Below are 26,099 nucleotides of genomic sequence, written 5' to 3'. Positions count from 1 at the left end.
CTATAAGATTTTCGTTTAAAAAAAGGATAAATGATTGTAGAGGAAGAGGACGAATGTCGTAATTGTATATAGTTAAATATACCTTAATTGGATTTTACAGGATTTTATAGCTGATTAAAAGTGGAAATAGTAAAATGATGAGGCTCTATATGAAGAAAAAGAAGGGGACCCGAGTGCCATGCAAGTAGGGTCCCTCTGTATAACTTATTGCCATTTCTTTTTCTGTTGTAGTAATTGCTGGAATTCTTTTTCTAGCTCCTCTGTTGGCTCGATACTTAATCGTGAAAGGACTTCTGTTATTTTTGTTTCGATGAGTAAACGTTCTTCCTCATGATTGTTCCTCTTCACCTCCGGCTCATATGATTCGTAAGCTTCGTGATTGCCTCTGAATACTTCAATTTGTTTATTTTTAATAATCAGTAGCCTGTTTGCTACCTTATTAGTAAGACGGCGATCATGAGAGACGAAGAGAATAGTTCCCTTATATTGCATTAATAGTTCTTCTAATGCTTCTACAGCTTCAATATCGAGAAAATTTGTCGGCTCATCTAGCACTAATGTATTCACTTCACTCACAAGTATTTTGGCTAATGCGACTTTCACTCGTTCTCCGCCGCTAAGAAGTGAGACTTTTTTATATACATCTTCTCGAAAAAAGCGTAGTCTGGCTAGGATTGTACGAATAACCGTTTCTTCCTGAATAGAAGTTTCTTTAACATTTTCAATAATCGTTTTATCCTTTTGCAGAATATCTAAGTTTTGACTAAAGTAGCCAATTTTTAAAGATGGGGAGACAGTCAATTCTTGCCTCTGTAAAATTTTTTTAATCAACGTTGTCTTTCCAGAGCCATTGGGGCCAATAATCGCCCATTTTTCTCCGCCGCGAATTTGAAAGGAGGCGGGTTCAAAAAGCACGTGATCAGCTATTTCTCCTTTAAGGTTTTCCGCTCTAATAATCATTCGGTTCTTCGTATTTTTTTCATTAGGTAAGGTCATTTGTAAAGACTGGAGGTCCTTTATTTTTTCTACCTTTTCAAGCTTTTCCAATCTTGTTTCAATTGATTTAGCCGTTTGTTGGAGCTTTTTTTGTTTTTTAGCAAAGTAAGGCTTTGATCCTGTAATCCGTGCTTCGGAAGAACTTAAATTTTTTGGCTTTTTCGTTGCTCTCTCTGCCTTCTTAGCCTTCAAGGTGAGGGCATTTTCTAATTGTGCTTTTTTCTGTTCATACTGTTCGTAAGCTTGCTGTTTCTCTGCTAATGCTAATTCTTTCTGCTGTTTATATTGCGAGTAATTACCAGAATATATCTTTACTTTCTCCTCATCAATTTCCCAAATTTTTGTACACACACGATCAAGAAAAGTTCTGTCATGCGAGACTAGAATGAGAGCACCTTGCCAATGCTTAAGAATCTTTTCTAACCATTCAATATGGGAGGTGTCCAGATGGGTCGTTGGTTCATCTGCAAGTAATATTTCCGGGTTTTTAGCTAGTGCTTCTTTAATATATTGTTGCGTTGTTTCTCCACCACTTTTGTATTGATCATCATGTTTTAATTGCGGTAATAACTCCATCGTGCCATTGCGGATGATTTGTCCCTCTTCGGCAGCTGTTTTTCCTACAAGTGTATCTAAAATTGTCGTCTTTCCTGTCCCGTTCCGGCCAACTAAACCAATACGGTCGTTTTGTTGTACAGTTAGTCTTTCAGCAGTAGCTAATAGCCGGTCACCTATAGTGATTTTCAAATCAGTGGCTTCTAATAATAGCATATTGATCATCTCCTTTCGTTTTGGGAGACAAATTCTCGAAAAAAAATGCCTCCTATTTCTTCAGAATAGGAGGCATAAAGGTACACTAAAAAAGTTGGGAGAAATCCCACGGGTAACCTTATGAAGTGCAATCCTATTCTGAAAACATCGTTTGAAAGCATAGCAAAATAAAGCGTTCCTTTACTCATTACCTTCAATTGTTTGTTTTCGATAAATAGGATTCTTACTTCATTGACTTAGAGTCACCCTTTCGCATTTAATAATATTATCATACTTAAATGGATAGAAATTGTCAAAGTTATGTGTTTTAATGTTTGTTGAAAAGGGAATAAGAGAAGTTAGCGTTTTATAAAACCATTCATGTCTTAATTTTAAAATAGTTATTTTTGCTCATTCATTTTCGGTTTCATCATGTATATTTTTAATGAAAAATATAGCAAAAGAACCGGGTATAATATACTATAATACTAACAACTATTTTGATGTGGGGTGACCGGCAATGGAAAAGGTCTTACAGGATAAAGAAAAAATGAACCTTTTATTAAAAGGTGTCCAGACTTCAATTAGACAGCTAATTCCCATAAATCATGAATTAGTGGGTAGGACTGAGCTAGAAGGATCATTCCTTGTTCGATATGGGGTATTCATCGGTTTCTCAGGGGACATAGCTGGTAAATTGTTCATTGGTGGTGATCGTTCACTTTTTTCATTCTTGGGGAAATCAATGTTCGGGATGGACTTAGAAGGTGAAATGTTAACATCTTTTAGTGGGGAACTAGGGAATATGATTGCTGGCGGTTCAGTATCAGCCATCGAAGGGAAGGGAATGGAAGTAGATATTACCTCCCCGACAATATTGGATGGTCATAGTTTTATATCAGGGTATACAAAAGGGTATATTCTTACTTATAATTTGCCAGAGAATATAGAACTTCATGTCCATGTTTTGATTGACTAACTATTGTTGATACGATAAATATTCATATTCATCCAATGGAATAGCTTTAATGACTTCCTGCTCGTCATTTCTATAAACCTCGAATTGTTGATATTTTTCAACAATGACATCATCTTTGTAAACTGTGTCCACTAGTTGAAGCTCTAAAGTAGGAGCTAAACCTTCAAGGTCAGTTTCATCAACGGTTTGACTTACTTCTTCGCTGTCATTATTCTCATTAATTACTGGAATATAGGGATATTTACTTTCTCTTTCGTTCTCATGGTGGAGGATTGAATTAGGGGATTCGGCTAATGAAACAAAGCAAATAATGATGGCTACTCCAACTAGATAAACAACTTTATTCATCATTTCTCCTCCTTAAATAGTCTCCTATTTTAGTTTATGCATGTCCTATTAGTGATAGAACGTTAATAAAGTCATCGCCTATCAATAGAGGGGATACAAAAAAGGGCTATTCATGAGCAGAACATCCCTTTTTTATTATTAGTTATGAAATTAAATTTATTTTTGCACTTATGGTTGTTGAGGTGAAAACTTCACACAAACTGGTTCAGGTACAGGAACATTTTGTTGCAATAGTTGAAGTGACCCTGATTCAGCCTCTCGTTTAAATAAAGTTAAATTATTTGACCGTTCATTGGCTGCGATTAAGTATTCTTCAGTTGGGTCTAGTACAAAGTCACGTGGCCAATCTCCATATGTCGATGTATGAGCAACAAAGGTTAAATGCAATCGGTCTTCGGCGACTGCATATATCGCAATTGAATTATGACCTCTATTGCCAGCGTATAAAAATTTGCCGTCTTGAGAAAGATGGATGGCGCTACCTTGATTGTTTTCTGAAAAATCCTCTGGTATCGTCTTATAATAAGAAGTTTCCTTCAATTCTCCTTTCTCAGCGTCATATTGAAGTGCAATAATTTCTGAGCTTAGTTCAGTCATGCAGTAGGCCCATTTCCCATTGGGGTGAAAGGTGATGTGTCTTGGTCCAGAGCCTGGCTGTGTTGCTAAAGTAAAATGTTTGGTAAGTTTATCCCCATCTCTACGAAATAGAATGATTTCATCTGCCCCTAAATCGACAGCAACAACATACTTCTCATCCGGTGTGAGTCCAGCGAAATGGGTATGTGGTTTTTCTTGGCGCTCATGTGGTCCCGAACCATGAATCTCTTTTGAAGTTAGCAGGTTTTTAATTTCGCCATTTTGTAGTAGTGAATAATAGTCAACCGTTCCTTTATGGTAATTCGCACTTAATAAATATTGACTCTTTTGATCTAGACTTACATGACAAGGTGAGGCACCTGGAGAAAGATGTTTGTTTAATAAAGTGAGCCCGTTCTGTCTGCTGCCTAACTCATAAGCGGCGACACCGCCTAAATTTCCTTCTTTTATCACAGCGTATAAATGTGATTGACTCGAGCTGATTGTTAAATAAGTTGGGTTTTCAAGTTTAGCAGCAAGGTCTATATTTTTAATTTGATCATCCTCTAACTGGAATGAGTAAATTCCTTGGCTATCCTTTTTTGTATAGGTACCAACATAGCCCTTGTAAGTAGTTGATGTCATAAGTATTCCTCCATCATTTTATGTATAGCTTTACTGTATCACATTTAAACAGGGGAATGAAAAATAGTCCTATTGAAAAAATGTTGTCAGAGTAAGAAAGAATGGGGTTAAATCTATGGTAAGCGGAGAGGAGAAAGGATGGTAACAACTTTATTTAAACTAACTTGATTTTAAGATTTGTATGTTTTTTGAATTTTTAACAAATACATTTGCTTTTACTTGTTAAAGAATGTTATCCTTTTACATTATATTGACAGGAGGCCGCGAAAGAATTATGTCACTTGAAAGTGTTAAAGCTCACTTGGGGAAATATGGTCGAGATAAAGATATATTGGAGTTTGATACGACAAGTGCAACTGTTGATCAAGCTGCCGAAGCAATTGGTGTTATTCCAGCTAAAATTGCCAAAACACTCTCTTTTCGAGGTGAGGGAGAAAAAGCCCTACTAGTTGTTGCTGCAGGTGATGCCAGAATAGATAATAAAAAATTCCGCCATACATTTGGCATAAAAGCGAGAATGCTCTCTGCTGAAGAAGTACTTGATCATACAGGGCATGTGGTTGGTGGGGTCTGTCCATTTGGATTAACAAAAGAAATGAATATCTTTCTTGATACTTCCCTACAGCGTTTTGAAATGGTATATCCAGCATGTGGTAGCAAAAACTCAGCAATTGAACTAACTTGTGAAGAATTATATCAATATGCAGGGGCAAAACAATGGGTGGATGTAACTAAAGATTGGAATGGCGAGGCTAGGGAACAAACTGCGGCTACAACGGAAAACTGATTGGATATAATGAAATGAAAGAAGGAGAGGTACTTGCCTGGAAAGGTTGGTACCTTTTTATGTGGAGAAGAATCCGAATGATGTGGAGCTTCCTCTACTTGGGAATCTTAACAATACACACTATTATTAAAGGAGAAATAGCTTAATTCTTTTTGTTAGTGAAAAAGACCTGAATATGCTTAGTGTTCTTATGTTACTATAGTACTATTAGTGTTGTGTGAAAGGGTTTAGTCATGAATGAAACGTATCTTATTTTCTAGATTAATAGTAAGATAAAGGTGTATATATGCAAAAGGGGTTGCATTTATGGGAGTTGTCGTCACTGGAATGGGATTGATTGGCCCTAACATTACATCAATCAAAGATTTTTCAAATATATTAAAAGATAAAAAGACAATATTAAATAGAGAAGAATTTAACGGTGTGCACATTTTTACTGGAAGAGTAAATGAGAATGATATTAGCCACTCTTATTTAAAAGCGAGTAAATTACCGAAGTCAGCGCAAATGCTCCTTCATGCAACAGATCGGGCAATAGAAATGGCACAGATTCAACCGAGAGATTATGCAACTGCTATCATTGTTGGCTCTTCTGGTGGCGTAATAACGGAGGTTTTTAACCATTCAACTAAGTTAAACAAAGGAAAAAGGATGAGTCCCTATGCTATAGGGAATATGAATGGCCATACTTTGGCGAATTGTTTAAGTACTTCATTGCAAATTGAAGGACCAGCCTTTTCTTTAGCAAATAGTTGTACTTCAAGTTTAGACGCCATTCATATGGCTAAAATTCTTCTGCAAGCAAATGAGGTAGATATGTGTATTGTCGGTGGGGTAGACTCTACCATTAATGATTTGGTATTGGCGGGATTTTTGCCACTGAGAATCTTGCAAACGGGAGAGACATTCATGGGTCCCTTTTCAGCAGGTGAGGGTTTTGCTATGTCTGAAGGTGCAGGGGTATTAGTATTGGAGTCAGAGGAAGTAGCGGTTAAACGAAAAAAAGAGATAATAGGGTATTTAACGGAATCTAGCATGTTCCAATCTGCTTACTCATCTTACATTGCCGATCCAGGAGGTCGGGCAATGGTTAAGGCTGTAGAAAGAACTATTAAGAAGGGGATGCCGACTTATATTAATAGTCAGGCTTTAGGGTCCCAAGCAAACGATGATATTGAGGCAATGGTTTATGGAGAGTTTTTTGTAGATAAGGGTGTGCCCATTACTTCTATTAAAGGAAATGTTGGTCACGCGATGGGAGCATCGGGCATGTTTCAAGTAATGGCCGGTTTAATTAGTATACAGGAACAGTTCATTCCGCCAACCATCAGAGTAGATGTCGGTAAGTACGAGCAGCTTCTGATCGTTGATGAAGTGATTCATGGCCCAGTGGAACAAGTACTTGTTACTTCACAAGGCTATGGTGGAAACAATCATGCTGCCCTTTTCTCTAAGGAAAGGATGACATAAGATGGAGTTTGTTTTATTATTAACTGTTTCTTTCATCCCCTTGTTTATTTCTGTATCAATATTATTCTATTCTAAAACCTCCTTAACAAAAGCTTTGTCCATTTTCCTCTTAATGTTGTCATTTTGGCAAATGGATATTGCCTTTCTTTATGCTGACCAGATGCTTTCTTTACAAACAATTGATTTGTTATTCCGTATTTTACGGATGGGTCCGATTTTTATAATGCCAACGATTTATTATTTCTCATACTATTTAGTAAAAGAAAACCCTCTTTTACATCGATTTGGGATATTGTTTAATAAACCGGGAATGTGGTTATTTACGATCATTAGTATCATTACGTATTTGATAAACTTTACTTCACTTGGAGTCGAGTCTTACAGATTTGTTGAAACGGTGAACGTTTCACCTTCCCATTGGATTCCTATCTACGGTCCATTGAATTTTACGTTTATCATTAATGTTTTACTTGTTTTTATTAATTGGTTTTTCTTGTTTATCGTCACCTTACATTTAAAAGGTGTTTATTATCGAAGCTTTTACTTACAATTAGTAATAGCAGCAATGATTATTTTTCTTAATGGTGTTATAAGTGGTTTTTCTTTTGCTCCGCTTTATTTTTCTAGTTTTAACTCAATCATTGCAGCCTTAATCTTATTTCTAGGTTTTTTTCAAATGCAATCGCAAAGAATCCGTAATATCAATATTGAGTTAATTAAACAGAGTGAACTATTAGAAGAAATTATGGATATTAATCCTAATTATCTGCTTGTTACAGGTAGTGATCAGCGAATTGTGAAGGTGAATCGCTCCTTTTGTCAATTATTTGATGAGAAAGAACGTACTTTATTAGGTAAAAAAACTTCTACACTTATTCACTTTTTGCCAATGGTTGCATACGGGTTTGAACAACCTTACCGCTATACAGATTATAAAGGAAAAAATTATTATATTCAGTGGGGCATGAAGCAACTATATCAAAATTCTGGTCAATCGTTCACTATCTATTTTGGTAATGATGTAACAGAGCAGAAGAAGAATGAGCAATTGCTTCTTTCATCAGAGAAAATGAAAGTAATTGGTGAAATGGCTGCGAGTGTAGCGCATGAAATAAGAAATCCACTAACTACGATTCGTGGTTTCATACAATTGTTAAGAGAAAGAAACCCCGACTCGGCTTACGAGAGAATTCTTATCGAAGAAATTGATCGGATTAATCAAGTATTAAAAGAATTATTAATTCTCGGGAAGCCAGAGGCTAAATCTGATGAACTGGCTTCTGTTATGCCATTTGATGCAGTTGATGAAGTGAATAATATTAACCTCCTCTTCAATGCTATGGCAACCGAACAAGGGAAGAAAATTCAACTTACTAACAAATTAAAGCAAAAGATTAATATAAATATGGATAAATCCCACTTCAAGCAAGTTATGATTAATATTATTAAAAACAGCTTGGAAGCCATTCATGAAGGTGGTAAGGTTAAAATTGTTTTAGATGAGTATGAAGAGTATATCCGTATCCGTGTCATGGATAATGGAGAGGGAATTTCTAAAGAAAGATTAGCAAGGATTGGCGAACCGTATTTCACAAGTAAAGAAAAAGGAAATGGCATTGGCTTAACGATTTGTTTTAAATTAATGAACGAAAATCAAGGGAAAATGTTTGTGAAAAGTAAAGAAAGATATGGAACAGTTGTAACAATGCTTTATAAAGCAGACTAAAAAATCCGAGGGCAAATGGAGGTGGTTGAATATCCTTTGTCTTCGGGTAGAAGCTTTGTTGACATTGACATTTTATTAAATCCATTTTAAAATGAATGATATTCAGTCATGTTTAAGGAGTTTGATAAATGGACAAAAAAGAACGTATTGTGCATGCCGCAATAGAAGTTTTTCAAGAAAAGGGCATTGAAAAAACAAAAATTGCCGATATTGTGAAACTAGCAGGTATTGCTCAAGGGACTTATTATTTGTATTTCCCATCGAAACTTTCTGTTATGCCGGCTATTGCAGAAGTAATGGTAGAAAAATTAATTGCCAGAGTACATCATGAAGTAAATAGTGAGGCGATATTTGTTGATCGATTAAAGCAATTGGTTGATAGTATCTTTTTATATACGAGTGAGTATCGAGAAGTGCTTGCCTTAGTATATGCTGGCCTTGCTTCTAGCGAACATATTCGTCAATGGGAAGCTGTGTACCAACCATTTTACGAATGGATTAGTCATTTTTTGCAGACGGCTAAAGAAGAAGGAGTCGTACGTTCCAATCTGAACATAGAAAGTACAGCAAAGATTGTGATTGGATTAGTGGAATCTACAGCGGAGCAAATTTACTTGTATGATCACACAGATGAAGACAAAGCAAAGCAACAAAAAGAAGAAGTGCTAACCTTTCTAAAATACGGTTTAGGTTATCAACCTTCTGCTAATTAGCATTTTTGTTGTATAAATAAATCTCACCATTGGTGGGTTTTTGATAAAAAATGACTGAAATTCAGTCAGTTGGAGTGAAAAAGATGAATCGATCTTGGTTTTATGTTATATTAACGTGTTTATTTGAACTTGTTTGGGTTTTTGGCTTTAATACAGCGTATCTTTGGTGGCATTGGCTACTTGTAGTTGCAGTGATTTTATTAGATTTTCACTGTTTATCCAAAGCATGTGAGAATCTACCAACTGGCACCGTTTATGCTATCTTTGCCGGGGTAGGTACTGTAGGGACGTCTTTAATGGATGTCTTTCTCTTCAATGGAGAAATGGGGTTAGCGAAAGTAGTATTTATTATATTCATTTTAGTCGGTGTTATCGGTTTGAAGTTAGCTGATAATCAAATAGAAGAACATAGTAGGGAGGATCAAGTAGCATGATGGGCTGGATTCTTGTGATTTTAGCAGCAATAAGTGAAATTACTGGTGTTATTGGGTTGAAAAAATATAGTGAACAAAAAACCATTCGGAATGCTGTCATTTATATGGGGGGATTTGGGATATCCTTTGCGCTACTGTATGCCTCCTTTCAATATTTACAAGTGAGTATTGCTTATACGGTATGGATTGGGATTGGTACAGCAGGGGCTGTTTTACTTAGTATGTTCCTTTTCGGAGAACCAAAAAGTAATAAACGGATCATCAGCGTGTTGTTTATCATTGTCGGCGTCATTGGTTTGAAGGCGACTTCATAATATTCTTTGCAAAGAGGAGGAAGCACCATTCTCAAGTGAAGAAATGAAGTCAATTGGGTGCGCAAATAAAAATGCGCACCCAAGTTAATAAAGAGTGATTGCCCTTTGTTCTGTGCTAGTGAAACTCTGTAATCAACGTTTCCCCCCTTTTTACGTTGTGATGTTCATTTCGTACATACTCCATTTTCTTCTCTATTATACTAATATAACAATTATTCCTTTTTAAATTATTCCATGTATAGTGCAGGCAGAGTGAAAGCATTAGCCTAAAGCACATAGATTATTTTTAATTCCATTGTACGTCTATAAACGTTTAATCTTTCCGGTTAACCGCTGATCGATCATATAAAGCAACTCGAAAGCCGATGATAATGGATAATAAGATGACAATAAACGGCGCATAAAAAATAATAAATGTACTCATCTAAATGATCTCCTTTCTTATACATGACTATCATTTCGCCCTTGTACATACTCCTTGTTAAATAAGAAAAGTCGCAATAAAAGATAGAGCGATGGTAGGAGCAAACCTAAACCGGCTATAAAGGCAATGATTAAAGCGATGGCCATTGCTTCATTTGTGAAACTATCAAATATTGATAAATGGGGATACAGTAAATACGGATAATGTGAAATGCCATAAGCAAAGAAGGCAAGGTAATATTGTCCGCATAATAAAGTGAATGCGAGTCCATAGTTCATTCTCTTATATATAAGGATAAACGTCCCGATGAAAAATAGTACAGACAATGCAAACATCCACCATAAATCAACAAGTCGTTCAAAATGCTCTGGGTTGTGGAACTTTAATTCAACGATAATCCCAATTGCTGTAATGAGTGAAGGGATAGCCCATATTAGTGCATATTTCCTTAATAAAGTAGTTGCCTCTTCGTCCTTGGCATAATGGGCATACCATGTTAAGAAAACAGCTGAGATATAAAGAACTGCCGTTATACTCAGTACAACAATACTCCATGTGAGTGGGCTTGTGAAAAGGGAGGCTATATCAAGCACAGGTCCACTTTGTTCGATTGAAATAAATCCGCCTTCTGAGATTGTAAAAACAATTGAAAGAGAAGCTGGGATAAATAAGCCAGATAATCCATAAACGTATGTATACCTCTTGGGCATACGATTTCCGTATGTTGAAAAAGCATAATAAGATCCACGAATGGCTAATAAAATAATGGCTAAGCTAATCGGCACTAACAGAGTGGTCCCATAATAATAAGCGGATTGTGGAAAAAACCCAACGATACCGACAAAGAAAAAGACGAGAAATACATTGGTGACTTCCCATACTGGGGATAAGTAACGTTGAATGATTTTATTTAAAATATGTTGATTGCCTCTATATAAGCTGTAGGCATTAAAAAATCCTGCGCCAAAATCAATAGATGCAACGATAACGTAACCAAACAAAAACAGCCAAAGTACAAAAATACCAATTATCTCAAGACTCAAAAGTGTCACCGCCTTTTTCTATTTTTCGATCAGCTAATTCTTGTTCAACCGTGTTTCTCTTGAACATACTAGTGAGTACGTAAATACTTCCTGCACCGAGCAAGAGGTATAAACAGGCAAACAGAACAAGCATCCAGCCTACATATTCATTACTAGTTGCCGCTTCAGCTGTCCGCATCAATCCATGTAGAATCCAAGGCTGTCTACCTACTTCGGTGAACCACCACCCTACCTCAATGGCGATCATTGAAAGTGGACCGGAAAGCACCATAATCCATAAAAACCATTTTGCATGGATAAATGACCAGTTTCTAATAAGCCCAATAATATAAAGTAAAGCAATTAAAATAAGGAGCATACCTAAAGTCACCATAATATCGAATAAATAATGAATATATAAAGGTGGCGTAACATCTTCATCAAACTGGTCCAAACCGATGACTTCGGCAAATGGATTGCTGTGGGCAAGCATACTTAAAGCGTAAGGTATCCGAATGGCATATTTAATCTCTTCATCATCTAATACACCATAGAGAATAAGAGGCGCATTTTCTTCTGTTTCAAAATGCCACTCGGCAGCAGCAAGCTTCTCTGGTTGATATTCGGCTAAATATTTTCCAGCGAAGTCACCTAACAGGGCGGTGGAGATGGAGAAGACGAGTGCAAGTTTTAAAGTTAGATAAAGCGCTTTTTTATGATAGAGATGTGTTGAACCTCTAAGCATGCGATAAGCAGCAATACTAGCAAGTATAAAAGCTGAAGTCATATAGGCCGTGCTTAAAACATGTGCTACCTTTGTTGGCATAGCTGGACTAAACATAGCTATCAATGGAGAAATATTAACAATCTGTCCATCGACAATATCAAATCCTTGAGGTGAATTCATGAAAGCATTGACCACAGTAATAAAAACAGCCGAAAATGAAGCACCTAATGCAACAGGGATTAACAATAGTAAATGTTTTTTTTGATTTTCAAATCGATCCCATGTATATAAGTAAATGCCAAGAAAGATTGCCTCAAAGAAGAAAGCAAATACTTCCATAAATAATGGCAGAGCAATAATATGTCCTACTAGTTCCATAAAGTGTGGCCAAAGAAGAGAAAGCTGCAAGCCGATTGCCGTTCCTGTCACAACTCCAACAGCTACGGTAATGACGAATCCTCTTGCCCATCGACGAGCAAGTAATATGTAATGGTCATCTTGCTTTTTAATTCCGATCCATTGGGCAATCATAATCATTAGTGGGATTCCTACACCAATGGTTGCATAAATGATATGGAAAGTTAATGTTAACTCTGTCAAAGCACGGCTATATAAAACGCCTTGTTCGCTAGCCAATAGAAACCCTTCTTTCGTTATTATCTTTTATCATTAGTGGAACAAGCGTCCGAGGATGGATAAACCGAGAATAAAAGCGATTGAAAAGGCTAATAAAATGAGCTTCTTCTCCTGTTTTTTATACATTTTGTCTCCTCCTTTATTTCAAACTAAGTTTGCCCATAATATGGGATATTATTAAGAATCAGACAGAAACTTGTTACAAAGGCTGAGAATAATTGAGTTATAATAGAAGTAACTGTTTTTTAAAGGGGAAATTTTCGTTAGAAAGGGATGATAAGGAATATATTCTAGCTATGTATCAATTTGAAAAAGTAAAGAGGAGATTATGATGGAAACAAAAAGTAAAAAGAAAAGTAAACAAAGTATACTAAGAATGGTGATTAGATGTCTGATTGTTATTATAGGTGGTTTTATCGCTGCTTATGGACTGGAGGCAGTCTTGATTCCTAATAATGTATCAGATGGAGGCGTTACGGGCATTAGCATTGTAGGTTCGCAACTATTTGATGTCCCATTAGGTGTTTTAATCGCAATTCTTAATATACCTTTTGTTTGGTTAGGTTATAAACAAATTGGTAAAACATTTGCCATCTATTCAATTATTGGTATTGCTTCATTAGCTGCAGGTACAAGCCTCATGCATCACATACCAGTCATTATCCAAGGTGATACACTCCTTGTCACAGTTGTAGGTGGAATTATTCTTGGTTTTGGTATGGGGTTAGCATTACGTAATGGTGGGGCACTTGATGGAATCGACATGCTTGCTGTGCTACTTTCACGAAAGCTCCCATTCGGAACAAGTGATTTAATTCTATTCTTAAATTTATTTGTCTTTATTATTGTTTCTACTGTGTTCGGCCTCCAAGGGGCGTTCTTATCTGCGATTGCTTATTTTATTGCAAGTAAAGTGATACATATCGTTGAGGAAGGTTTAAGTGGATCGAAAACATTTAAAATCATTACAACTGAACCAGTGGCTATGGTTGAAACCATTCGCGACCGTCTTGGGCGTAGTGCTACGTATAAAGAAGCTTATGGCGGTTATTCACATGAAAAGTTCATCGAAATCACTTGTGTCATTAACCGTTTAGAAGAAAGCAAAATGAAAGAAATCATTTCTGAAATTGATGACGGCGCATTTGTCACCGTTTATGATGTAGCAGAAGTGAAAGGTGGAAGCTTTAGGAAAACGAACATTCACTAATTCAGTTTATTACTCATCCTTTCCCAAACTTGACTGTTTGGGGGGATGAGTTTTTTCGTTTTATAAATAAAATAAAAGAGATTTTTAGTGAAAAAGAATCCTACTTAAATGAGAATTCTTAATTATTTTCTATGTAGAGTATTGCGATTCATATCGTATTTAATTATTACTTAAGAGAAGGATATTTGATTATAACCATTAAAATTAACGGAAAATTATAAAAATACAACGCAGTTTATGCAGGGAATGAATGGGTAAAGGGGAAATAGTAGATAGGTAAATAAAGGGATTAAGGGGGGCTCATAGTGACAGAGAAGTTTGAGGTCACAATTAATGATGAAACAACAAGTGTGAGTAATCAAAAGACGGTCATGCAGCTATTAAATACAAAGAATATTGAGATACCATCACTTTGTTATCATCCTAGTTTAGGAGCTATTGAAACTTGTGACACTTGTATTGTAAAAGTGAATGGAGAATATGTCCGTTCGTGCTCAACAACCATTCGGCCAAATGATAAGGTTGAAACAGTAGGTGAAGATATCCATGAAGCGCAGATGATCGCTATGGATCGCATATTAGGTAATCATGAATTATATTGCACAGTTTGTGACTTTAATAACGGCAATTGCGAAATACATAATACCGTCAAAGAAATGAAGATTTCCCATCAAGAGACTGATCATACATCAAAAAATGCAGAAGTACAAAGAAATGAGTTTTATCGCTATGATCCTGATCAATGTATCCTTTGTGGAAGATGTGTCGAGGCGTGTCAGAACTTACAAGTTAATGAAACGTTAACAATTGATTGGGATTTAAAGCGACCACGAGTAATTTGGGACAAGGATTCTCCGATTGAAGACTCGTCATGTGTAAACTGTGGTCATTGTTCAACTGTTTGCCCTTGTAATGCCATGATGGAAGTTGGGATGGAAGGAGAAGCCGGATTCTTAACCGGTGTTAAACAACAATCTCTTCGTCCGATGATTGAACTAACGAAGAATATTGAAACAGGTTATGAGTCTCTTTTAACCATTTCGGATATAGAAGCAACTATGCGAGAAGAAAGAATTAAAAAGACGAAAACCGTTTGTACATATTGTGGCGTAGGCTGTTCGTTTGATGTGTGGACAAAAGGAAGGCAAATATTAAAAGTGGAGCCGCAGGAAGAGGCACCAGCAAATGGTGTATCAACTTGTGTGAAAGGCAAATTTGGCTGGGATTTTGTGAATAGTGAAGAGCGTTTGACTAAGCCATTGATAAGAGATGAAGAAGGTTTCAAAGAAGTGGAGTGGGAGGAAGCGCTTACTTTTATTCGCTCAAAAATGACTGAGATAAAAACGAATCATGGACCGGATTCATTAGCTTTTGTTGCATCTTCTAAATGTACAAATGAAGAGTCCTATTTAATGCAAAAATTAGCGAGAGCTGTCATCGGGACAAATAATGTTGATAATTGTTCCCGTTATTGCCAATCTCCAGCAACAAAGGGACTATGGAGAACAGTAGGTTACGGAGGCGATTCTGGCAGCATTAGTGATATTGCTCAAGCAGAGTTAATCATTTCTATCGGCTCCAATACAGCAGAATCCCATCCTGTTTTGGCGACAAGAGTGAAACGAGCGCAGAAATTAAATGGTCAAAAAGTGATTGTGGCAGATTTACGGAAGCATGAATTAGCTGAACGAGCAGACCTTTTCGTTCAACCTGCACCGGGCAGCGATCTTGTTTGGCTTTCAGCAGTAACAAAATATATTGTCGATCAAGGCTGGCATGATGAAGCGTTTTTAGCTGCGCATGTCAATGATGTAGAAGTTTTCTTCGAAAGTTTAACGCCCTATACATTATCATACGCTTCTGAAGTGACGCACTTATCAGAAGAAGAGCTGATCTCAATCGCTGAAAGAATTCATGAAGCAAAAACAACATCTATCCTTTGGGCGATGGGTGTGACACAGCATGGTGGAGGCAGTGACACAAGTACAGCTATCTCTAATTTGCTCCTTGTAACAGGAAACTATATGAAACCAGGTGCAGGTGCTTATCCACTTAGAGGTCATAATAATGTGCAAGGAACAAGTGATTTTGGCAGTATGCCAGATCGTTTCCCTGGTTATCAATATGTAACCGATGAAAGTGTCAGACAACGTTTTGAGGAGCAGTGGGGTGTGGACCTCCCTAGTGAGCCTGGTTTAAATAATCAAGAAATGGTAGAAGCCATTCATGAAGGGAAATTAAAGGCTTTATATATAAAAGGTGAAGATATGGGGATTGTTGATACGAATATCAATCATGTACAAGCAGCTTTTGAAAAACTAGACCTGTTTATTGTGCAAGATATCTTTTTCTCGAAAACATGCCAATATGCGGATGTTGTATTACCAGCCAGTCCTAGTTTGGAGAAAGAAGGAACGTTTACCAATACCGAAAGAAGAATTCAACGGTTATATAGAGTAATGGAACCCCTTGGTGATTCTAAGCCTGATTGGGAAATTATTATGGCTATTGCTAATCAACTAGGAGGAGATTGGAACTATCAACATCCAAGTGAGATTATGGATGAAGCCGCATCTCTTACCCCGTTAATGGCTGGAGTCAATTATGATCGGTTAGAAGGCTATAAAAGTCTACAATGGCCAGTAGCAGCAGATGGCAAGGATACTCCACTCTTATTCACAGATGGATTTTCACTTCCGGGTGGAAAAGCTATTCTTCATCCAGTGAAATGGACACAACCGCTCACTTTCAATGAAGAATATGATATCCATGTCAACAACGGTCGACTGCTAGAGCATTTTCATGAAGGGAATATGACTTACAAGTCTAAAGCGATTTCCGGTAAAACACCTAATGTCTTTCTGGAGGTGTCAGGCGAATTGGCAGCGGAAAGAGGGATTAGAGATGGTACGAAAGTGAGGTTAACTTCTCCCTATGGCAGTGTAAGGGTAAGCTGTCTCGTCACTGATCGAGTAAAAGGTAAGCAAGTCTATTTACCAATGAATACATCTGGAGAGGGCGCTATTAACTATTTAACTAGTTCGCATACAGATAAGGATACAGATACGCCTGCATATAAAGAGATTTCAGCAAAGCTTGAGGTGATAGAAGAAGATGGAGAGTCACCATTACCACGAAAGAATCATCGCTTCGGCACACCTCAACCGCAAGTAGGTGTGAATGTGGAAGGGAAATGGCAGAGGAGCGACTATATTTTCCCTGGAGATCTTGTGAGAGAGAGGAGGAGGAAACATGGCTAAAGCAACAACAGTTATTCGAAAAATTGAAGTGTCGCCTGAAGAGCAGAGAAAGAGGGAATTAAAGGAACTAGAAGATAGTATTGTGAATAACCGCCGAGCAATTATTGATTCTATACACTTAATACAAAGAATCCACGAAAAAGGCATCCTTCATATCGTTGAAAGTATGCTGGGACAAAGTGACAAAATTCTTGACCGTGTCCTGTTATCAATGGAGCATCCTGAAGTTACAGGATCAATTAAAAATTCGTTCCTTCTCCTTGAAGTCTTGGGAAAAATGGATTTAAAGGAATGGGAACCGATGATTGATAAAATAAATACTGCACTCACCCGCATGGTAGAGGTTCAACAATCAGATAAGGAAAAAAAGGAAGTGACCATGCTATCTATGCTAAGGGATTCAGAGGTAAGGGAAGGAATGAGTATTCTACTTGCTTTTGTAAAAGGACTTGGTTCAAGTGAGGGTAAGGAAAAGGAAGAGATAGTAAAACAAAATCCGGACACCAGAAAGTTTAATAAGAATTGGCTCTTTTTTATAGGTGGAGCAGCAGTTATGTCTATCCCGTTATTTTTAAAGAGAAAATAAGAATGAATTTCCGGCCAATGTGCCGGAAATTTTTTTTGGGAGGGGAGAAAAGAGGGACGGTGCCTCTGATAAGAATAAAATGCGCATATAAGCGGCTATGGAAGTAGCGAGAAGTGTGGGCAAAAGACCTCACTCATAAAAAAAGGTCCCCATAGTACGTATATGGGGATTTATTGTCGTTCTTTATTCGGCTTGCAACCATTCTTGAGACCACTTCTCTATTTCGCGTAAAACGGGCTCTAGGGCCATTCCTTTGTCTGTAAGCGAATACTCTATTCTTACGGGCGTTTCCGGATACACCTCGCGTTTAACAATACCTTGTTGTTCAAGGTCCTTTAATCTTTCGGACAAGACTCTACCGCTAATGCTCATTGAAGATTCTAATGTACAAAAGCGTTTAGGTCCTGCTAATAGTTGATAGATTACTAGACCAGTCCAACGTTGGCTCATGATACTCATGGCTTTTTCGAATCGAGGACATATCAGTGCTTGATTCAAAATGGTCACCCCTATTCGATGATTTCCTTATATCTTAACAATACATGATTATTGTACTTGACACAAGTAGTTAACAAAAATATAATTACTTACATAAAGTAACTAACATAACTAAAAGACAATTAAAGGGGTTAATGCAAATGAATACGTTTCATGCAGAGCCAAATATCTACGCACAGAAAATAGATCTTAAAGTAACAAATTTACAAACATCACTAAGATTCTATCAAGATATATTAGGTTTCCAAGTATTGCATCAAAGCAAGCATGAAGTGTCATTATCAGCTGATGGGAATCAAACTTCAGTGCAATTACATGCGCCAGAAGGTTTGCAGAAAAAAGAGCTGAGAAGAACGGGGCTCTATCATTTTGCCATCCTGCTTCCAACGAGAAATGACTTAGCTAAGATCATTCGCCACTTTATTAAAGTGAATTATCCTTTACAAGGAGCGTCTGATCATGATGTGAGTGAAGCCCTTTATTTAGCAGACCCAGACGGAAATGGGATTGAAATTTATGCTGATCGCCCAAAAACGTCTTGGGATTGGAGGGGCGAAGAAGTTGTCATGGGCACCAATGCCTTAGATGTTCAAAGTATTATGAGTGAATGGGACGGTAATGAGTGGAATGGTATGCCGAATGAAACAATTATGGGACATATTCATTTACATGTAAATAATATAGAAGAAGCAAAAACTTTTTATTGTGAGGGTCTAGGCTTTGAAGTAGTTACTCATTATGGTAATCAAGCATTGTTTATTTCTACTGGGAAGTACCATCACCATATTGGCTTAAATATTTGGAACGGAACCATGGCTGTAGCACCTTCAGCTAATAGTGTTGGGATGGCTTTCTATACGCTCGTTTTTCCGAAAAATAAGCTTGAACAGGCTGTTGAAAGACTGCAAGCGATGAATATAGAGGTCGAAAGGCAAGCGGACAGTTATATGGTGAGTGACCCCGCTGGAAACAATATTAAGTTAGTCGTTGAATAGAAAGGTGAGCCTTATGGATGTTAACTACGATGTATGTATTGTTGGTGCCGGACCTGGCGGCGCATTATTGGGATATTTATTAGCGAAAAATGGCATCAATGTCATCGTGCTAGAACGTAATGAAAATATGGATAAAGAATTCAGAGGAGAACATTTAAATCACTTAGGTGAAAATGTACTTAAAAAATATCAATTGTTTGATCAGGTCAAACAATTAGGTATATTGTCGATGGAAGGAATAGAGTACTGGCAGAACGGGAGAATTCTTAGAACTGTCTCACCTGCTCCAGATGAAAGACATGTTGGCATCCATGTACCGCAAAAGCATTTATTATCAGTTCTATTAAAAGAGTCTTTACAGTTCTCCGCCTATCGCCTATTAACAGGTACAAGGGCTACTGAATTGATGCTCTCAGATGGGAAAGTAAAAGGGGTAAAAGCGAAAAGGAAAAATGGAGAAGAAATAATGATTCACTCCTCCATTGTTATTGGTTCAGATGGTAGGCATTCAACGATTAGAAAGCTAGCTAAAATTCCATTTGAAAAAATTGAACACGATTACGATTTACTTTGGGCAAAATTCCCTGCACCACAAAATTGGCAACCTGTTATACGACAAGGCTTAGTAAACGATCACCAACTAGCGCTATTTACACAAACGAATTCTTATATTCAAGTGGGATGGAATATAGATAAAGGTGCTTTTGCAGAGATTAGGAAACAACCAGTGGAAACATATATAGAAAAGTTAATTCAGGCATTTCCAGATTTACAACAATCTGTGTTAAAGTATATTCAATCGTGGCAGGATTTTATTTTACTAAATGTACAAAGTTGTCGTTGCCAAACTTGGGTTAAGGATGGCTTAGTACTAATGGGAGACGCAGCTCATACGATGAGTCCAACAGGTGCATTTGGCTTAAATAGTGCCTTGATTGATGCAGAAACATTATATCCAACGATAGTTAAAGCTTTAGCTGCAAACGATACAAGTGCAGCATGCCTAAATGAGTTTGAAAGATATAGAAGAACGGATATTGAATCTTTACAATTAGAGCAACAAAAGATGGAGGCTTCATACAGAGAGCAGTTTGTCTCTGCCTGAGTCTTTAGGGGGAGAAATAAATGAATCAAATAAACATAGAAACAAAAGCAATTGAAATATTAGAAAAAAAGATTCAGAGAATTGATCGAGGGGATCGTTCTGTTTATTTAGTAGGGCCGATTCGCTTACCTGTAAACCTAGATGGAGAAACTGTGCATTTCAAATGGTATTGCTGGTTAGATAGTGCTGAAGTGATGGATGATACGAGCAAGATTGTCGCTCATTTATCTTCTGCTAACCTTGCCGATTCACAGCAATCGAGTGTCCTTGTTTACGGTGACTTTGAGGAAAGTGAAGATGCTTTGGTGCGTTTTCACTCCATTTGTCATACCGGGGATATTTTTGGCAGCAAGCGTTGTGATTGCGGATACCAACTTAAGCAATCTATGAAAATGATGGTGGCAAATGGTTCGGGCGCATTGTTTTACTTAGCTAATCATGAGGGAAGAGGCATTGGGTTATTTAGTAAAGCGATGGCTTATGTACTGCAGGAAAATGGTTATGATACCGTTGAGGCAAATGAAGAGCTTGGCTTTGTGGATGACTCTCGAAAATATGATGAAGCAATCACTGTATTACAACAATTGAGGAAAAAACCTATTACATTAATCACGAATAATCCCAAGAAACTAGATGCTTTAACAGATGCAGGAGCCTTATTAGTAGGTCGTACACCTCTATGGGGTGATATCTCTGATTTTAATGAAAAATATTTGCAAACAAAGGTGTTAAAATCCGGGCATCTTCAAGCTGAAGGGGTGTCGAGAGATGAGTAATGATCAATTTTACATGGAGTTAGCACTGCAAAATGCCAAAGCGATGAAGGGACAAACAGATCCCAATCCGCTTGTAGGTGCCGTTATTGTAAATAATCAGCGGATTGTGGGTATCGGCGCCCATATGAAAGCAGGTGAACCACATGCAGAAATTCATGCGCTCAATATGGCAGGTGATCAAGCGAAAGGGGCGACGATTTATGTTACCTTGGAACCTTGTTCCCATCATGGACGAACGGGTCCCTGTGCGGAGGCCCTTGTTCAAGCGGGGATAAAAAAATGCGTAATCGCTTCATTAGACCCCAATCCTATTGTTAGCGGGAATGGAGTAAGGATATTAGAAAAAGCAGGTATCGAAGTAATTATTGGTGTTTGTGAACAAGCAGCAATAGAGATGAATGAGGTATTTAATCATTATATAACTGCTGATCGTCCTTTCATTACACTGAAATCAGGTATTTCATTGGATGGTAAAATAGCTACACATACAGCTAGCAGTAAGTGGATTACTTCAGAAGAAGCAAGATTAGATGTACATCAGTTAAGAAGTAACCATCAAGCGATTTTAGTTGGAATTGGAACAGTGCTTCATGATGACCCAGCTCTAACGTCTAGAATACAAAATGGTAGAAATCCCATTAGACTTGTGTTAGATTCAACTTTACGTATCCCTATGGAAAGTCAGCTTGTTAATGATGGGTTAGCACCAACATGGATTTTTACTGGTTCCTACTATGATCAAGAGAAGAAAGCGCAGCTAGAAGAGAAGGGCATTCGTCTCTTTCATACATCAACAGAAAAAGTAACTATCGCTGAAGTAATGACTATGTTAAAAGAAGAGCAAATTTCTTCTGTTCTGATTGAAGGCGGTGGCAATGTCAGTGCGTCCTTTTTAGAGGACGGTTATATTGATAAAGTAGTTATTTACTTAGGGCCTAAGTTAGTTGGTGGAAAAGAAGCACCCACCTTTTTAGAAGGTACAGGGGTTGCTCTTATGAGTGAAGCGGTAGAATTAGAGCATGTAACGGTGACTCCGATTGGCAAAGACTTTAAGTTTGTTGGATATCCTACTAACAAATAAAGGAATGAAATGATGAGGTTTGGTTTTGATATTGATGATACTTTAATCGATTTAAGAGGACATGCATTAAGTATTTATAATCGGAAATTAAAGAAGGAGATTGAAGCATCTGCACTTCAACAATTAAACACACTTGAAATCCATTCTTTATATGATTTGACAGATGATGAAGGTTTCAAAATGTGGAATCAACATCAAGAGGAAATCTTTTTTACGAATTGCAAAGCTTTTCCTGGCGCACTTGAGCTTTTACAGAAGCTGGCGGCAATGGGGCATGAGATCTTTTATATTACAGCAAGAGATGCGGACTATTGCCAGCAAACGAAAGCTTGGATGAAGCAATTCGGTTTTCCAATTGAAGAAGGTCATTTTTTCTGTGGAATGAAGGATCACGAAAAAGTGAATATCATTCAAGATCTTCAGCTAGATTATTATGTCGACGATAAACCACAAATATTGCACACACTCAAAGAGACAAAGGTCACATGTTTTTTAAAGGATCAATCATATAATCAAGAGGCTTGTGATTGGGAAAGAATAAAAGACTGGCAAGTGTATTTAAGAAATATCGACCAATAAAAAAACTGACTCAGATTGTCGTATACGTACGACAATATAGAGTCAGTTTTTTTAGCATTTCGTGGAAATAGTAAAAGTGAAGGAATCTAATGAAACGAAATACAATTATTGCTTGATGTCTACACTTCCCAAAGGTTGATAGAAGTGCTCCGTATCGTTAAAATATCATGACTCGATTCCGATAGACGCTGGATTTTTTTAAATTGGTTAAGAAGTGAATTGTTTGCTGGAAAAAGAGGAGGGAGAGTTTTGAGTAATTGAAAAAGGTATTCACTGTTTGGAACAGCCGCCTGCTCCCCATTGAGGGACTAGTTTTTTACGTAAAGTAAAACCAGTCACAAAAGGCTGTAACACAAGATGTGTACAACTCTTTGTGAATAAATTTACTTATATGGTGGTGAAATAACTTTACTTCACTTTATCTACTAAAGGTTGTTCAGATGATTGAGTCATGGCCATGAACCCATTAACAATTAATATGTAAATAGGATAGAGAATGACACAAATAAGAATGATGATACTGGTGACTGGATTAGGTGATTCGATGGTCATTGAAAACGGTAAGAATATTGCAGTAATAAGCATCATGATGGAAAAGAAAGGAATCCAAGTAATGCTAGTAAAATACCTTATTTTTTTATGGTGTAGCCATTTTGTAGTTAAATGAAAAATATAGGCAGTACCTAAGAGAAGGATGATCAGAATAAGTGTATTACTAATAATGATAACCATACTGACATTTATGCCTGTCCAGCGACTGATTCTATTAACATTGCTTGAAAGCTGTACGGGGAAATAAGCGATGAGTGCATAAAATAGGCTCAGCAGATTCATTTTTTTAAATGTAGTCATGGGGGTTCTTCCTTTCTCAATTTTACAATTACACTCGACAAAACCAATATAGTTCGGCCAAAATAAGGATAAAGCGTAATGATAAGAAGGTGTATAGAATATGAAAAATAATCAAATACAACAGTTATTAGCAAATGATTCACTTATTAAAAAGCTAGTTAAATATGAACCAGTACTATGGTTGAATCAACAATATGATTCTACGATTCGTGGTCCTTTATCTAGTGTACATGTTGAAGATGCTATAAGACGTTTAGAAAGATTTGCTCCATATATTGCTAAAGCTTTTCCTGAAACAAGCAAGCAGAAGGGAATCATTGAATCTCCTTTACTCACATTGTTCAATATGAAGGAAAAACATGTAAATGTCAAAGGAGACTTACTGCTAAAGGCAGATAATGAACTTCCTATATCGGGATCTATTAAAGCTAGAGGTGGGATATATGAAGTATTAAAGCATGCAGAACACCTTGCTTTATCTGAAGGGATTCTTAACCTTACTGATGATTATAGCAAATTATTTAATCAGCAGGCATTTTTTTCACAGTATAGTATGGCTGTTGGTTCTACAGGTAATCTTGGTTTAAGCATCGGTATAATGGGTGCAAAACTTGGATTTCGCGTATATGTACATATGTCGAGTGAGGCAAAGAAGTGGAAGAAGGAATTATTGAAGCAAAAAGGTGTACAGGTCATCGAGCATACTTCAGATTTTAGCGCGGCGGTAGCTGAAGGTAGAAGACAAGCAGAGAGCGATCCGACCATGTATTTTATAGACGATGAGCATTCTGAACACCTTTTTCTTGGATATGCAGTTGCTGCCTTTCGTCTAAAGAAACAGCTAGAAGAAAAGCAAATCAGCATCAATCATGAGCATCCATTATTTGTCTACTTACCTTGTGGGGTAGGAGGGGGACCAGGGGGCATTACCTTTGGATTAAAACAAGTTTTTGGTGAGCATGTACATTGTTTCTTTGCTGAACCGACACACGCACCGGCCATGTTATTAGGTTTGCGAACAGGCCTCCATGAAAAGATTTCGGTACAGGATATTGGAATAGAGCTAAAGACAGAGGCGGATGGACTCGCTGTTGGACGCCCCTCTCAATTAGTTGGTCATATGCTAGAAAAAGCGATAAGCGGTGTTTATACTGTTTCGGACCGTGAGTTGTATGAAATGATGCATTTTCTCAAGAGTGAGGAGGGTATTTTCTTGGAGCCTTCAGCTTTAGCTGGGTTCTTAGGTCCGAAAAAAATCCTTCAATCAATGTACTCTGAGCAGGTTGGTATCACTAATATGAGTAAGGCTACTCATCTCGTATGGGGAACAGGCGGCAGCATGGTCCCTGATGAAATACAGCTACAATATTTACATTTGGCAAAAAAGGCGGGGGAATAAAGACATGAATTTCACAAAAAAGCTATTTTATAATGATGCTTATATACAAACATTTACAACAAATATCTCGAAGGTAGGTAAAGATACAGAAGGCAGCTACGTCGTATTAGAAGAAACTGCGTTTTACCCGACCGGTGGTGGACAACCTGCTGATAAGGGATGGCTAAATGGTGTAGAGGTAATGAATGTTGAAGAAAAGGAGGGTGAGATTAGGCATTATTTGGCGCAGTTGTTAGACGAAGGGGAGAAAGTCGATGGTAAAATTAACTGGGACCGTCGCTTTGATCATATGCAGCAGCATGCGGGTCAGCATATTCTTTCAGCTGCCTTTGCTGAAACGTTTCACTATCAAACGATTAGCTTTCATTTAGGGAAAGAAATTGTTTCAATAGATTTAGACATTGAAGACGTAACGGATGAAGAACTCGAAAGGGTGGAAAATGTAGCGAACCAAATCATCCTTGAAAATAGAGAAATAGAGACAGTATGGGTAGAGAAAGAGGATCTTTACAAGTATCCACTTCGCAAAGAAACAACGGTCTCTCATCATATTCGTTTAGTGATTATTCCATCATTTGACTATAATGGATGTGGTGGTACACACCCTTCTTCAACTGGTGAAGTAAGTGCGATTAAAATTCTCGGAACAGAGAGACATAAAAAGAAAACGCGAATTTACTTTGTTTGTGGTGCAAGGGTATTGCAGCAATTGCATCAAAAAAATAAAGTTTTAAATGAAGCAAGCAAGTTATTAAGTGCACCTGAGGAAGAAGTAGCGCAAACAATTAAGAAGCTTTTAGTGGATATGAAAAGCTTGCAAAAGCAATTAGAAGTAAATAGAGAACAACTTTTGCAATTTGAAGCACGTCAATTAATGACTACAGCAAAGACAAACGATAACTGCTTGGTTGTCGGTAAGGTTTTTCTTAATCGTTCAATCAGTGAATTGCAATGGATGGCCAAATGGATGACAGCAGAGAAAGATAATAATCTTATTGTGTTTATTAATGAAACGGAAACGAAGCTACAATGTATATGTGCGAGTGGAACACAAGTAGACTTTAGCATGAAGGAAATTTGTAGCAAGTTACTCCAAGAGATAAAAGGTAAGGGTGGAGGCAACCAAACTTTCGCTCAAGGTGGCGGAGAGCGCAGTGTAGAGGGAAAAGTCCTGCTAGACAAGGCACTTTCATATGTTATATAATCTAACA

At 37.3% G+C, this 26,099-nt stretch carries 25 protein-coding genes; 17 read left to right on the top strand and 8 right to left on the bottom strand.

Annotated features, from left to right (window positions below):
- Positions 1 to 204: 204 nt before the first annotated feature.
- Positions 205 to 1,767: a Vga family ABC-F type ribosomal protection protein gene (locus LCM23_RS18250; RefSeq protein WP_224938192.1), complete on the bottom strand. Its 1,563-nt coding sequence runs from the start codon at positions 1,765 to 1,767 to the stop codon at positions 205 to 207.
- 499 nt (positions 1,768 to 2,266) lie between these two features.
- Here LCM23_RS18250 and LCM23_RS18245 point away from each other — a divergent pair, with 499 nt between their 5' ends.
- Positions 2,267 to 2,725, top strand: a complete 459-nt coding sequence (locus tag LCM23_RS18245) for a chemotaxis protein CheX (RefSeq protein WP_224938191.1) — start codon at positions 2,267 to 2,269, stop codon at positions 2,723 to 2,725.
- Here the strand turns inward: LCM23_RS18245 and LCM23_RS18240 are convergent, their stop codons facing one another.
- Together LCM23_RS18240 and LCM23_RS18235 are read right to left on the bottom strand one after the other, a co-directional pair.
- Positions 2,726 to 3,073 carry a hypothetical protein gene (locus LCM23_RS18240; RefSeq protein ID WP_224938190.1) on the bottom strand — a complete coding sequence of 116 codons (348 nt, stop codon included), beginning with the start codon at positions 3,071 to 3,073 and terminating at the stop codon, positions 2,726 to 2,728.
- A 168-nt stretch (positions 3,074 to 3,241) separates the two neighbouring features.
- Positions 3,242 to 4,294, bottom strand: a complete 1,053-nt coding sequence (locus tag LCM23_RS18235; protein ID WP_224938189.1) for a lactonase family protein — start codon at positions 4,292 to 4,294, stop codon at positions 3,242 to 3,244.
- A 274-nt stretch (positions 4,295 to 4,568) separates the two neighbouring features.
- On the opposite strand from LCM23_RS18235, the gene LCM23_RS18230 reads away from it, so the two are divergent.
- The 6 genes from LCM23_RS18230 (at position 4,569) to LCM23_RS18205 (ending at position 9,738) form a co-directional block, all read left to right on the top strand.
- Positions 4,569 to 5,081 (top strand): YbaK/EbsC family protein, encoded by a 513-nt coding sequence (locus LCM23_RS18230; RefSeq protein WP_224938188.1) that lies wholly within the window; start codon positions 4,569 to 4,571, stop codon positions 5,079 to 5,081.
- Positions 5,082 to 5,387: 306 nt separating this feature from the next.
- A complete protein-coding gene (locus tag LCM23_RS18225) occupies positions 5,388 to 6,551 on the top strand; it encodes a beta-ketoacyl synthase N-terminal-like domain-containing protein (RefSeq protein ID WP_224938187.1) in 1,164 nt (387 codons plus the stop codon).
- 1 nt (position 6,552) lies between these two features.
- Positions 6,553 to 8,277: an ATP-binding protein gene (locus LCM23_RS18220; protein ID WP_224938186.1), complete on the top strand. Its 1,725-nt coding sequence runs from the start codon at positions 6,553 to 6,555 to the stop codon at positions 8,275 to 8,277.
- Between the two features lie 128 nt (positions 8,278 to 8,405).
- A complete protein-coding gene (locus LCM23_RS18215) occupies positions 8,406 to 8,990 on the top strand; it encodes a TetR family transcriptional regulator (protein ID WP_224938185.1) in 585 nt (194 codons plus the stop codon).
- Between the two features lie 83 nt (positions 8,991 to 9,073).
- A complete protein-coding gene (locus tag LCM23_RS18210) occupies positions 9,074 to 9,424 on the top strand; it encodes a DMT family transporter (RefSeq protein WP_095370890.1) in 351 nt (116 codons plus the stop codon).
- Complete coding sequence (locus tag LCM23_RS18205; protein ID WP_224938322.1) at positions 9,424 to 9,738, top strand: DMT family transporter; 315 nt, start codon at positions 9,424 to 9,426, stop codon at positions 9,736 to 9,738. Before LCM23_RS18210 ends, LCM23_RS18205 begins: the two co-directional genes overlap by 1 nt.
- A gap of 313 nt (positions 9,739 to 10,051) precedes the next feature.
- On the opposite strand, the gene cydS is transcribed toward LCM23_RS18205, so the two are convergent.
- Genes cydS through LCM23_RS18195 form a run of 3 tightly spaced genes read right to left on the bottom strand, consistent with a single transcriptional unit; the run spans position 10,052 to position 12,547 of the window.
- On the bottom strand, positions 10,052 to 10,162 hold the full coding sequence (gene cydS / locus LCM23_RS26230) for a cytochrome bd oxidase small subunit CydS (RefSeq protein WP_373370948.1): 111 nt from the start codon (positions 10,160 to 10,162) through the stop codon (positions 10,052 to 10,054).
- Positions 10,163 to 10,179: 17 nt separating this feature from the next.
- Complete coding sequence (locus LCM23_RS18200) at positions 10,180 to 11,205, bottom strand: cytochrome d ubiquinol oxidase subunit II (protein WP_224938184.1); 1,026 nt, start codon at positions 11,203 to 11,205, stop codon at positions 10,180 to 10,182.
- Positions 11,195 to 12,547 carry a cytochrome ubiquinol oxidase subunit I gene (locus LCM23_RS18195; RefSeq protein ID WP_224938183.1) on the bottom strand — a complete coding sequence of 451 codons (1,353 nt, stop codon included), beginning with the start codon at positions 12,545 to 12,547 and terminating at the stop codon, positions 11,195 to 11,197. The genes LCM23_RS18200 and LCM23_RS18195 overlap by 11 nt, the downstream gene beginning before the upstream one ends.
- A 331-nt stretch (positions 12,548 to 12,878) precedes the next feature.
- On the opposite strand from LCM23_RS18195, the gene LCM23_RS18190 reads away from it, so the two are divergent.
- The 3 genes from LCM23_RS18190 (at position 12,879) to LCM23_RS18180 (ending at position 17,603) form a co-directional block, all read left to right on the top strand.
- Positions 12,879 to 13,757 carry a YitT family protein gene (locus tag LCM23_RS18190; protein WP_095370887.1) on the top strand — a complete coding sequence of 293 codons (879 nt, stop codon included), beginning with the start codon at positions 12,879 to 12,881 and terminating at the stop codon, positions 13,755 to 13,757.
- Between the two features lie 305 nt (positions 13,758 to 14,062).
- Entirely contained in the window at positions 14,063 to 17,017 is a 2,955-nt protein-coding gene (gene fdhF / locus LCM23_RS18185; protein ID WP_224938182.1) for a formate dehydrogenase subunit alpha, read from the top strand.
- Positions 17,010 to 17,603 carry a DUF1641 domain-containing protein gene (locus LCM23_RS18180; RefSeq protein ID WP_224938181.1) on the top strand — a complete coding sequence of 198 codons (594 nt, stop codon included), beginning with the start codon at positions 17,010 to 17,012 and terminating at the stop codon, positions 17,601 to 17,603. Before fdhF ends, LCM23_RS18180 begins: the two co-directional genes overlap by 8 nt.
- 183 nt (positions 17,604 to 17,786) lie before the next feature.
- Here LCM23_RS18180 and LCM23_RS18175 read toward each other — a convergent pair whose 3' ends face one another.
- Complete coding sequence (locus LCM23_RS18175) at positions 17,787 to 18,101, bottom strand: winged helix-turn-helix transcriptional regulator (RefSeq protein WP_095370884.1); 315 nt, start codon at positions 18,099 to 18,101, stop codon at positions 17,787 to 17,789.
- A 140-nt stretch (positions 18,102 to 18,241) separates the two neighbouring features.
- On the opposite strand from LCM23_RS18175, the gene LCM23_RS18170 reads away from it, so the two are divergent.
- The 5 genes from LCM23_RS18170 to LCM23_RS18150 are packed head-to-tail and all read left to right on the top strand — an operon-like array spanning position 18,242 to position 22,637.
- On the top strand, positions 18,242 to 19,096 hold the full coding sequence (locus tag LCM23_RS18170) for a VOC family protein (RefSeq protein WP_224938180.1): 855 nt from the start codon (positions 18,242 to 18,244) through the stop codon (positions 19,094 to 19,096).
- 13 nt (positions 19,097 to 19,109) lie between these two features.
- Positions 19,110 to 20,201, top strand: coding sequence for an FAD-dependent monooxygenase (locus tag LCM23_RS18165; RefSeq protein ID WP_224938179.1), 1,092 nt, complete (start codon positions 19,110 to 19,112; stop codon positions 20,199 to 20,201).
- Positions 20,202 to 20,221: 20 nt separating this feature from the next.
- A complete protein-coding gene (locus LCM23_RS18160) occupies positions 20,222 to 20,977 on the top strand; it encodes a GTP cyclohydrolase II (RefSeq protein ID WP_224938178.1) in 756 nt (251 codons plus the stop codon).
- Positions 20,970 to 22,058, top strand: a complete 1,089-nt coding sequence (ribD, locus tag LCM23_RS18155) for a bifunctional diaminohydroxyphosphoribosylaminopyrimidine deaminase/5-amino-6-(5-phosphoribosylamino)uracil reductase RibD (protein WP_224938177.1) — start codon at positions 20,970 to 20,972, stop codon at positions 22,056 to 22,058. Before LCM23_RS18160 ends, ribD begins: the two co-directional genes overlap by 8 nt.
- A gap of 12 nt (positions 22,059 to 22,070) precedes the next feature.
- Positions 22,071 to 22,637, top strand: a complete 567-nt coding sequence (locus LCM23_RS18150) for a 5' nucleotidase, NT5C type (protein WP_224938176.1) — start codon at positions 22,071 to 22,073, stop codon at positions 22,635 to 22,637.
- 408 nt (positions 22,638 to 23,045) lie between these two features.
- Here the strand turns inward: LCM23_RS18150 and LCM23_RS18145 are convergent, their stop codons facing one another.
- On the bottom strand, positions 23,046 to 23,489 hold the full coding sequence (locus LCM23_RS18145; protein WP_224938175.1) for a hypothetical protein: 444 nt from the start codon (positions 23,487 to 23,489) through the stop codon (positions 23,046 to 23,048).
- A gap of 100 nt (positions 23,490 to 23,589) precedes the next feature.
- Here LCM23_RS18145 and LCM23_RS18140 point away from each other — a divergent pair, with 100 nt between their 5' ends.
- Positions 23,590 to 24,888 (top strand): D-serine ammonia-lyase, encoded by a 1,299-nt coding sequence (locus LCM23_RS18140; RefSeq protein WP_224938174.1) that lies wholly within the window; start codon positions 23,590 to 23,592, stop codon positions 24,886 to 24,888.
- 4 nt (positions 24,889 to 24,892) lie between these two features.
- On the top strand, positions 24,893 to 26,092 hold the full coding sequence (locus tag LCM23_RS18135; RefSeq protein ID WP_224938173.1) for an alanyl-tRNA editing protein: 1,200 nt from the start codon (positions 24,893 to 24,895) through the stop codon (positions 26,090 to 26,092).
- Positions 26,093 to 26,099 lie beyond the last annotated feature (7 nt).

Source organism: Cytobacillus kochii (assembly GCF_020171845.1).
GTDB lineage: Bacteria > Bacillota > Bacilli > Bacillales > Cytobacillaceae > Cytobacillus > Cytobacillus kochii.
The sequence above is the reverse complement of the archived record's forward strand: the minus strand, read 5'-3'. Positions and strand labels throughout refer to the sequence as shown.

What these genes read in the sequence shown, in the direction of transcription:
- ribD (WP_224938177.1), top strand. Translation starts at nt 20,970, where the DNA reads ATGAGTAATGATCAATTTTACATGGAGTTAGCACTGCAAAATGCCAAA.
- LCM23_RS18215 (WP_224938185.1), top strand. Translation starts at nt 8,406, where the DNA reads ATGGACAAAAAAGAACGTATTGTGCATGCCGCAATAGAAGTTTTTCAA.
- LCM23_RS18230 (WP_224938188.1), top strand. Translation starts at nt 4,569, where the DNA reads ATGTCACTTGAAAGTGTTAAAGCTCACTTGGGGAAATATGGTCGAGAT.
- LCM23_RS18205 (WP_224938322.1), top strand. Translation starts at nt 9,424, where the DNA reads ATGGGCTGGATTCTTGTGATTTTAGCAGCAATAAGTGAAATTACTGGT.
- LCM23_RS18165 (WP_224938179.1), top strand. Translation starts at nt 19,110, where the DNA reads ATGGATGTTAACTACGATGTATGTATTGTTGGTGCCGGACCTGGCGGC.
- LCM23_RS18220 (WP_224938186.1), top strand. Translation starts at nt 6,553, where the DNA reads ATGGAGTTTGTTTTATTATTAACTGTTTCTTTCATCCCCTTGTTTATT.
- cydS (WP_373370948.1), bottom strand. Translation starts at nt 10,162, where the DNA reads ATGAGTACATTTATTATTTTTTATGCGCCGTTTATTGTCATCTTATTA.
- LCM23_RS18180 (WP_224938181.1), top strand. Translation starts at nt 17,010, where the DNA reads ATGGCTAAAGCAACAACAGTTATTCGAAAAATTGAAGTGTCGCCTGAA.
- LCM23_RS18245 (WP_224938191.1), top strand. Translation starts at nt 2,267, where the DNA reads ATGGAAAAGGTCTTACAGGATAAAGAAAAAATGAACCTTTTATTAAAA.
- LCM23_RS18145 (WP_224938175.1), bottom strand. Translation starts at nt 23,489, where the DNA reads ATGACTACATTTAAAAAAATGAATCTGCTGAGCCTATTTTATGCACTC.
- LCM23_RS18135 (WP_224938173.1), top strand. Translation starts at nt 24,893, where the DNA reads ATGAATTTCACAAAAAAGCTATTTTATAATGATGCTTATATACAAACA.
- LCM23_RS18225 (WP_224938187.1), top strand. Translation starts at nt 5,388, where the DNA reads ATGGGAGTTGTCGTCACTGGAATGGGATTGATTGGCCCTAACATTACA.
- LCM23_RS18190 (WP_095370887.1), top strand. Translation starts at nt 12,879, where the DNA reads ATGGAAACAAAAAGTAAAAAGAAAAGTAAACAAAGTATACTAAGAATG.
- LCM23_RS18235 (WP_224938189.1), bottom strand. Translation starts at nt 4,294, where the DNA reads ATGACATCAACTACTTACAAGGGCTATGTTGGTACCTATACAAAAAAG.
- LCM23_RS18140 (WP_224938174.1), top strand. Translation starts at nt 23,590, where the DNA reads ATGAAAAATAATCAAATACAACAGTTATTAGCAAATGATTCACTTATT.
- LCM23_RS18150 (WP_224938176.1), top strand. Translation starts at nt 22,071, where the DNA reads ATGAGGTTTGGTTTTGATATTGATGATACTTTAATCGATTTAAGAGGA.
- LCM23_RS18240 (WP_224938190.1), bottom strand. Translation starts at nt 3,073, where the DNA reads ATGAATAAAGTTGTTTATCTAGTTGGAGTAGCCATCATTATTTGCTTT.
- LCM23_RS18160 (WP_224938178.1), top strand. Translation starts at nt 20,222, where the DNA reads ATGAATCAAATAAACATAGAAACAAAAGCAATTGAAATATTAGAAAAA.
- LCM23_RS18250 (WP_224938192.1), bottom strand. Translation starts at nt 1,767, where the DNA reads ATGCTATTATTAGAAGCCACTGATTTGAAAATCACTATAGGTGACCGG.
- LCM23_RS18210 (WP_095370890.1), top strand. Translation starts at nt 9,074, where the DNA reads ATGAATCGATCTTGGTTTTATGTTATATTAACGTGTTTATTTGAACTT.
- LCM23_RS18170 (WP_224938180.1), top strand. Translation starts at nt 18,242, where the DNA reads ATGAATACGTTTCATGCAGAGCCAAATATCTACGCACAGAAAATAGAT.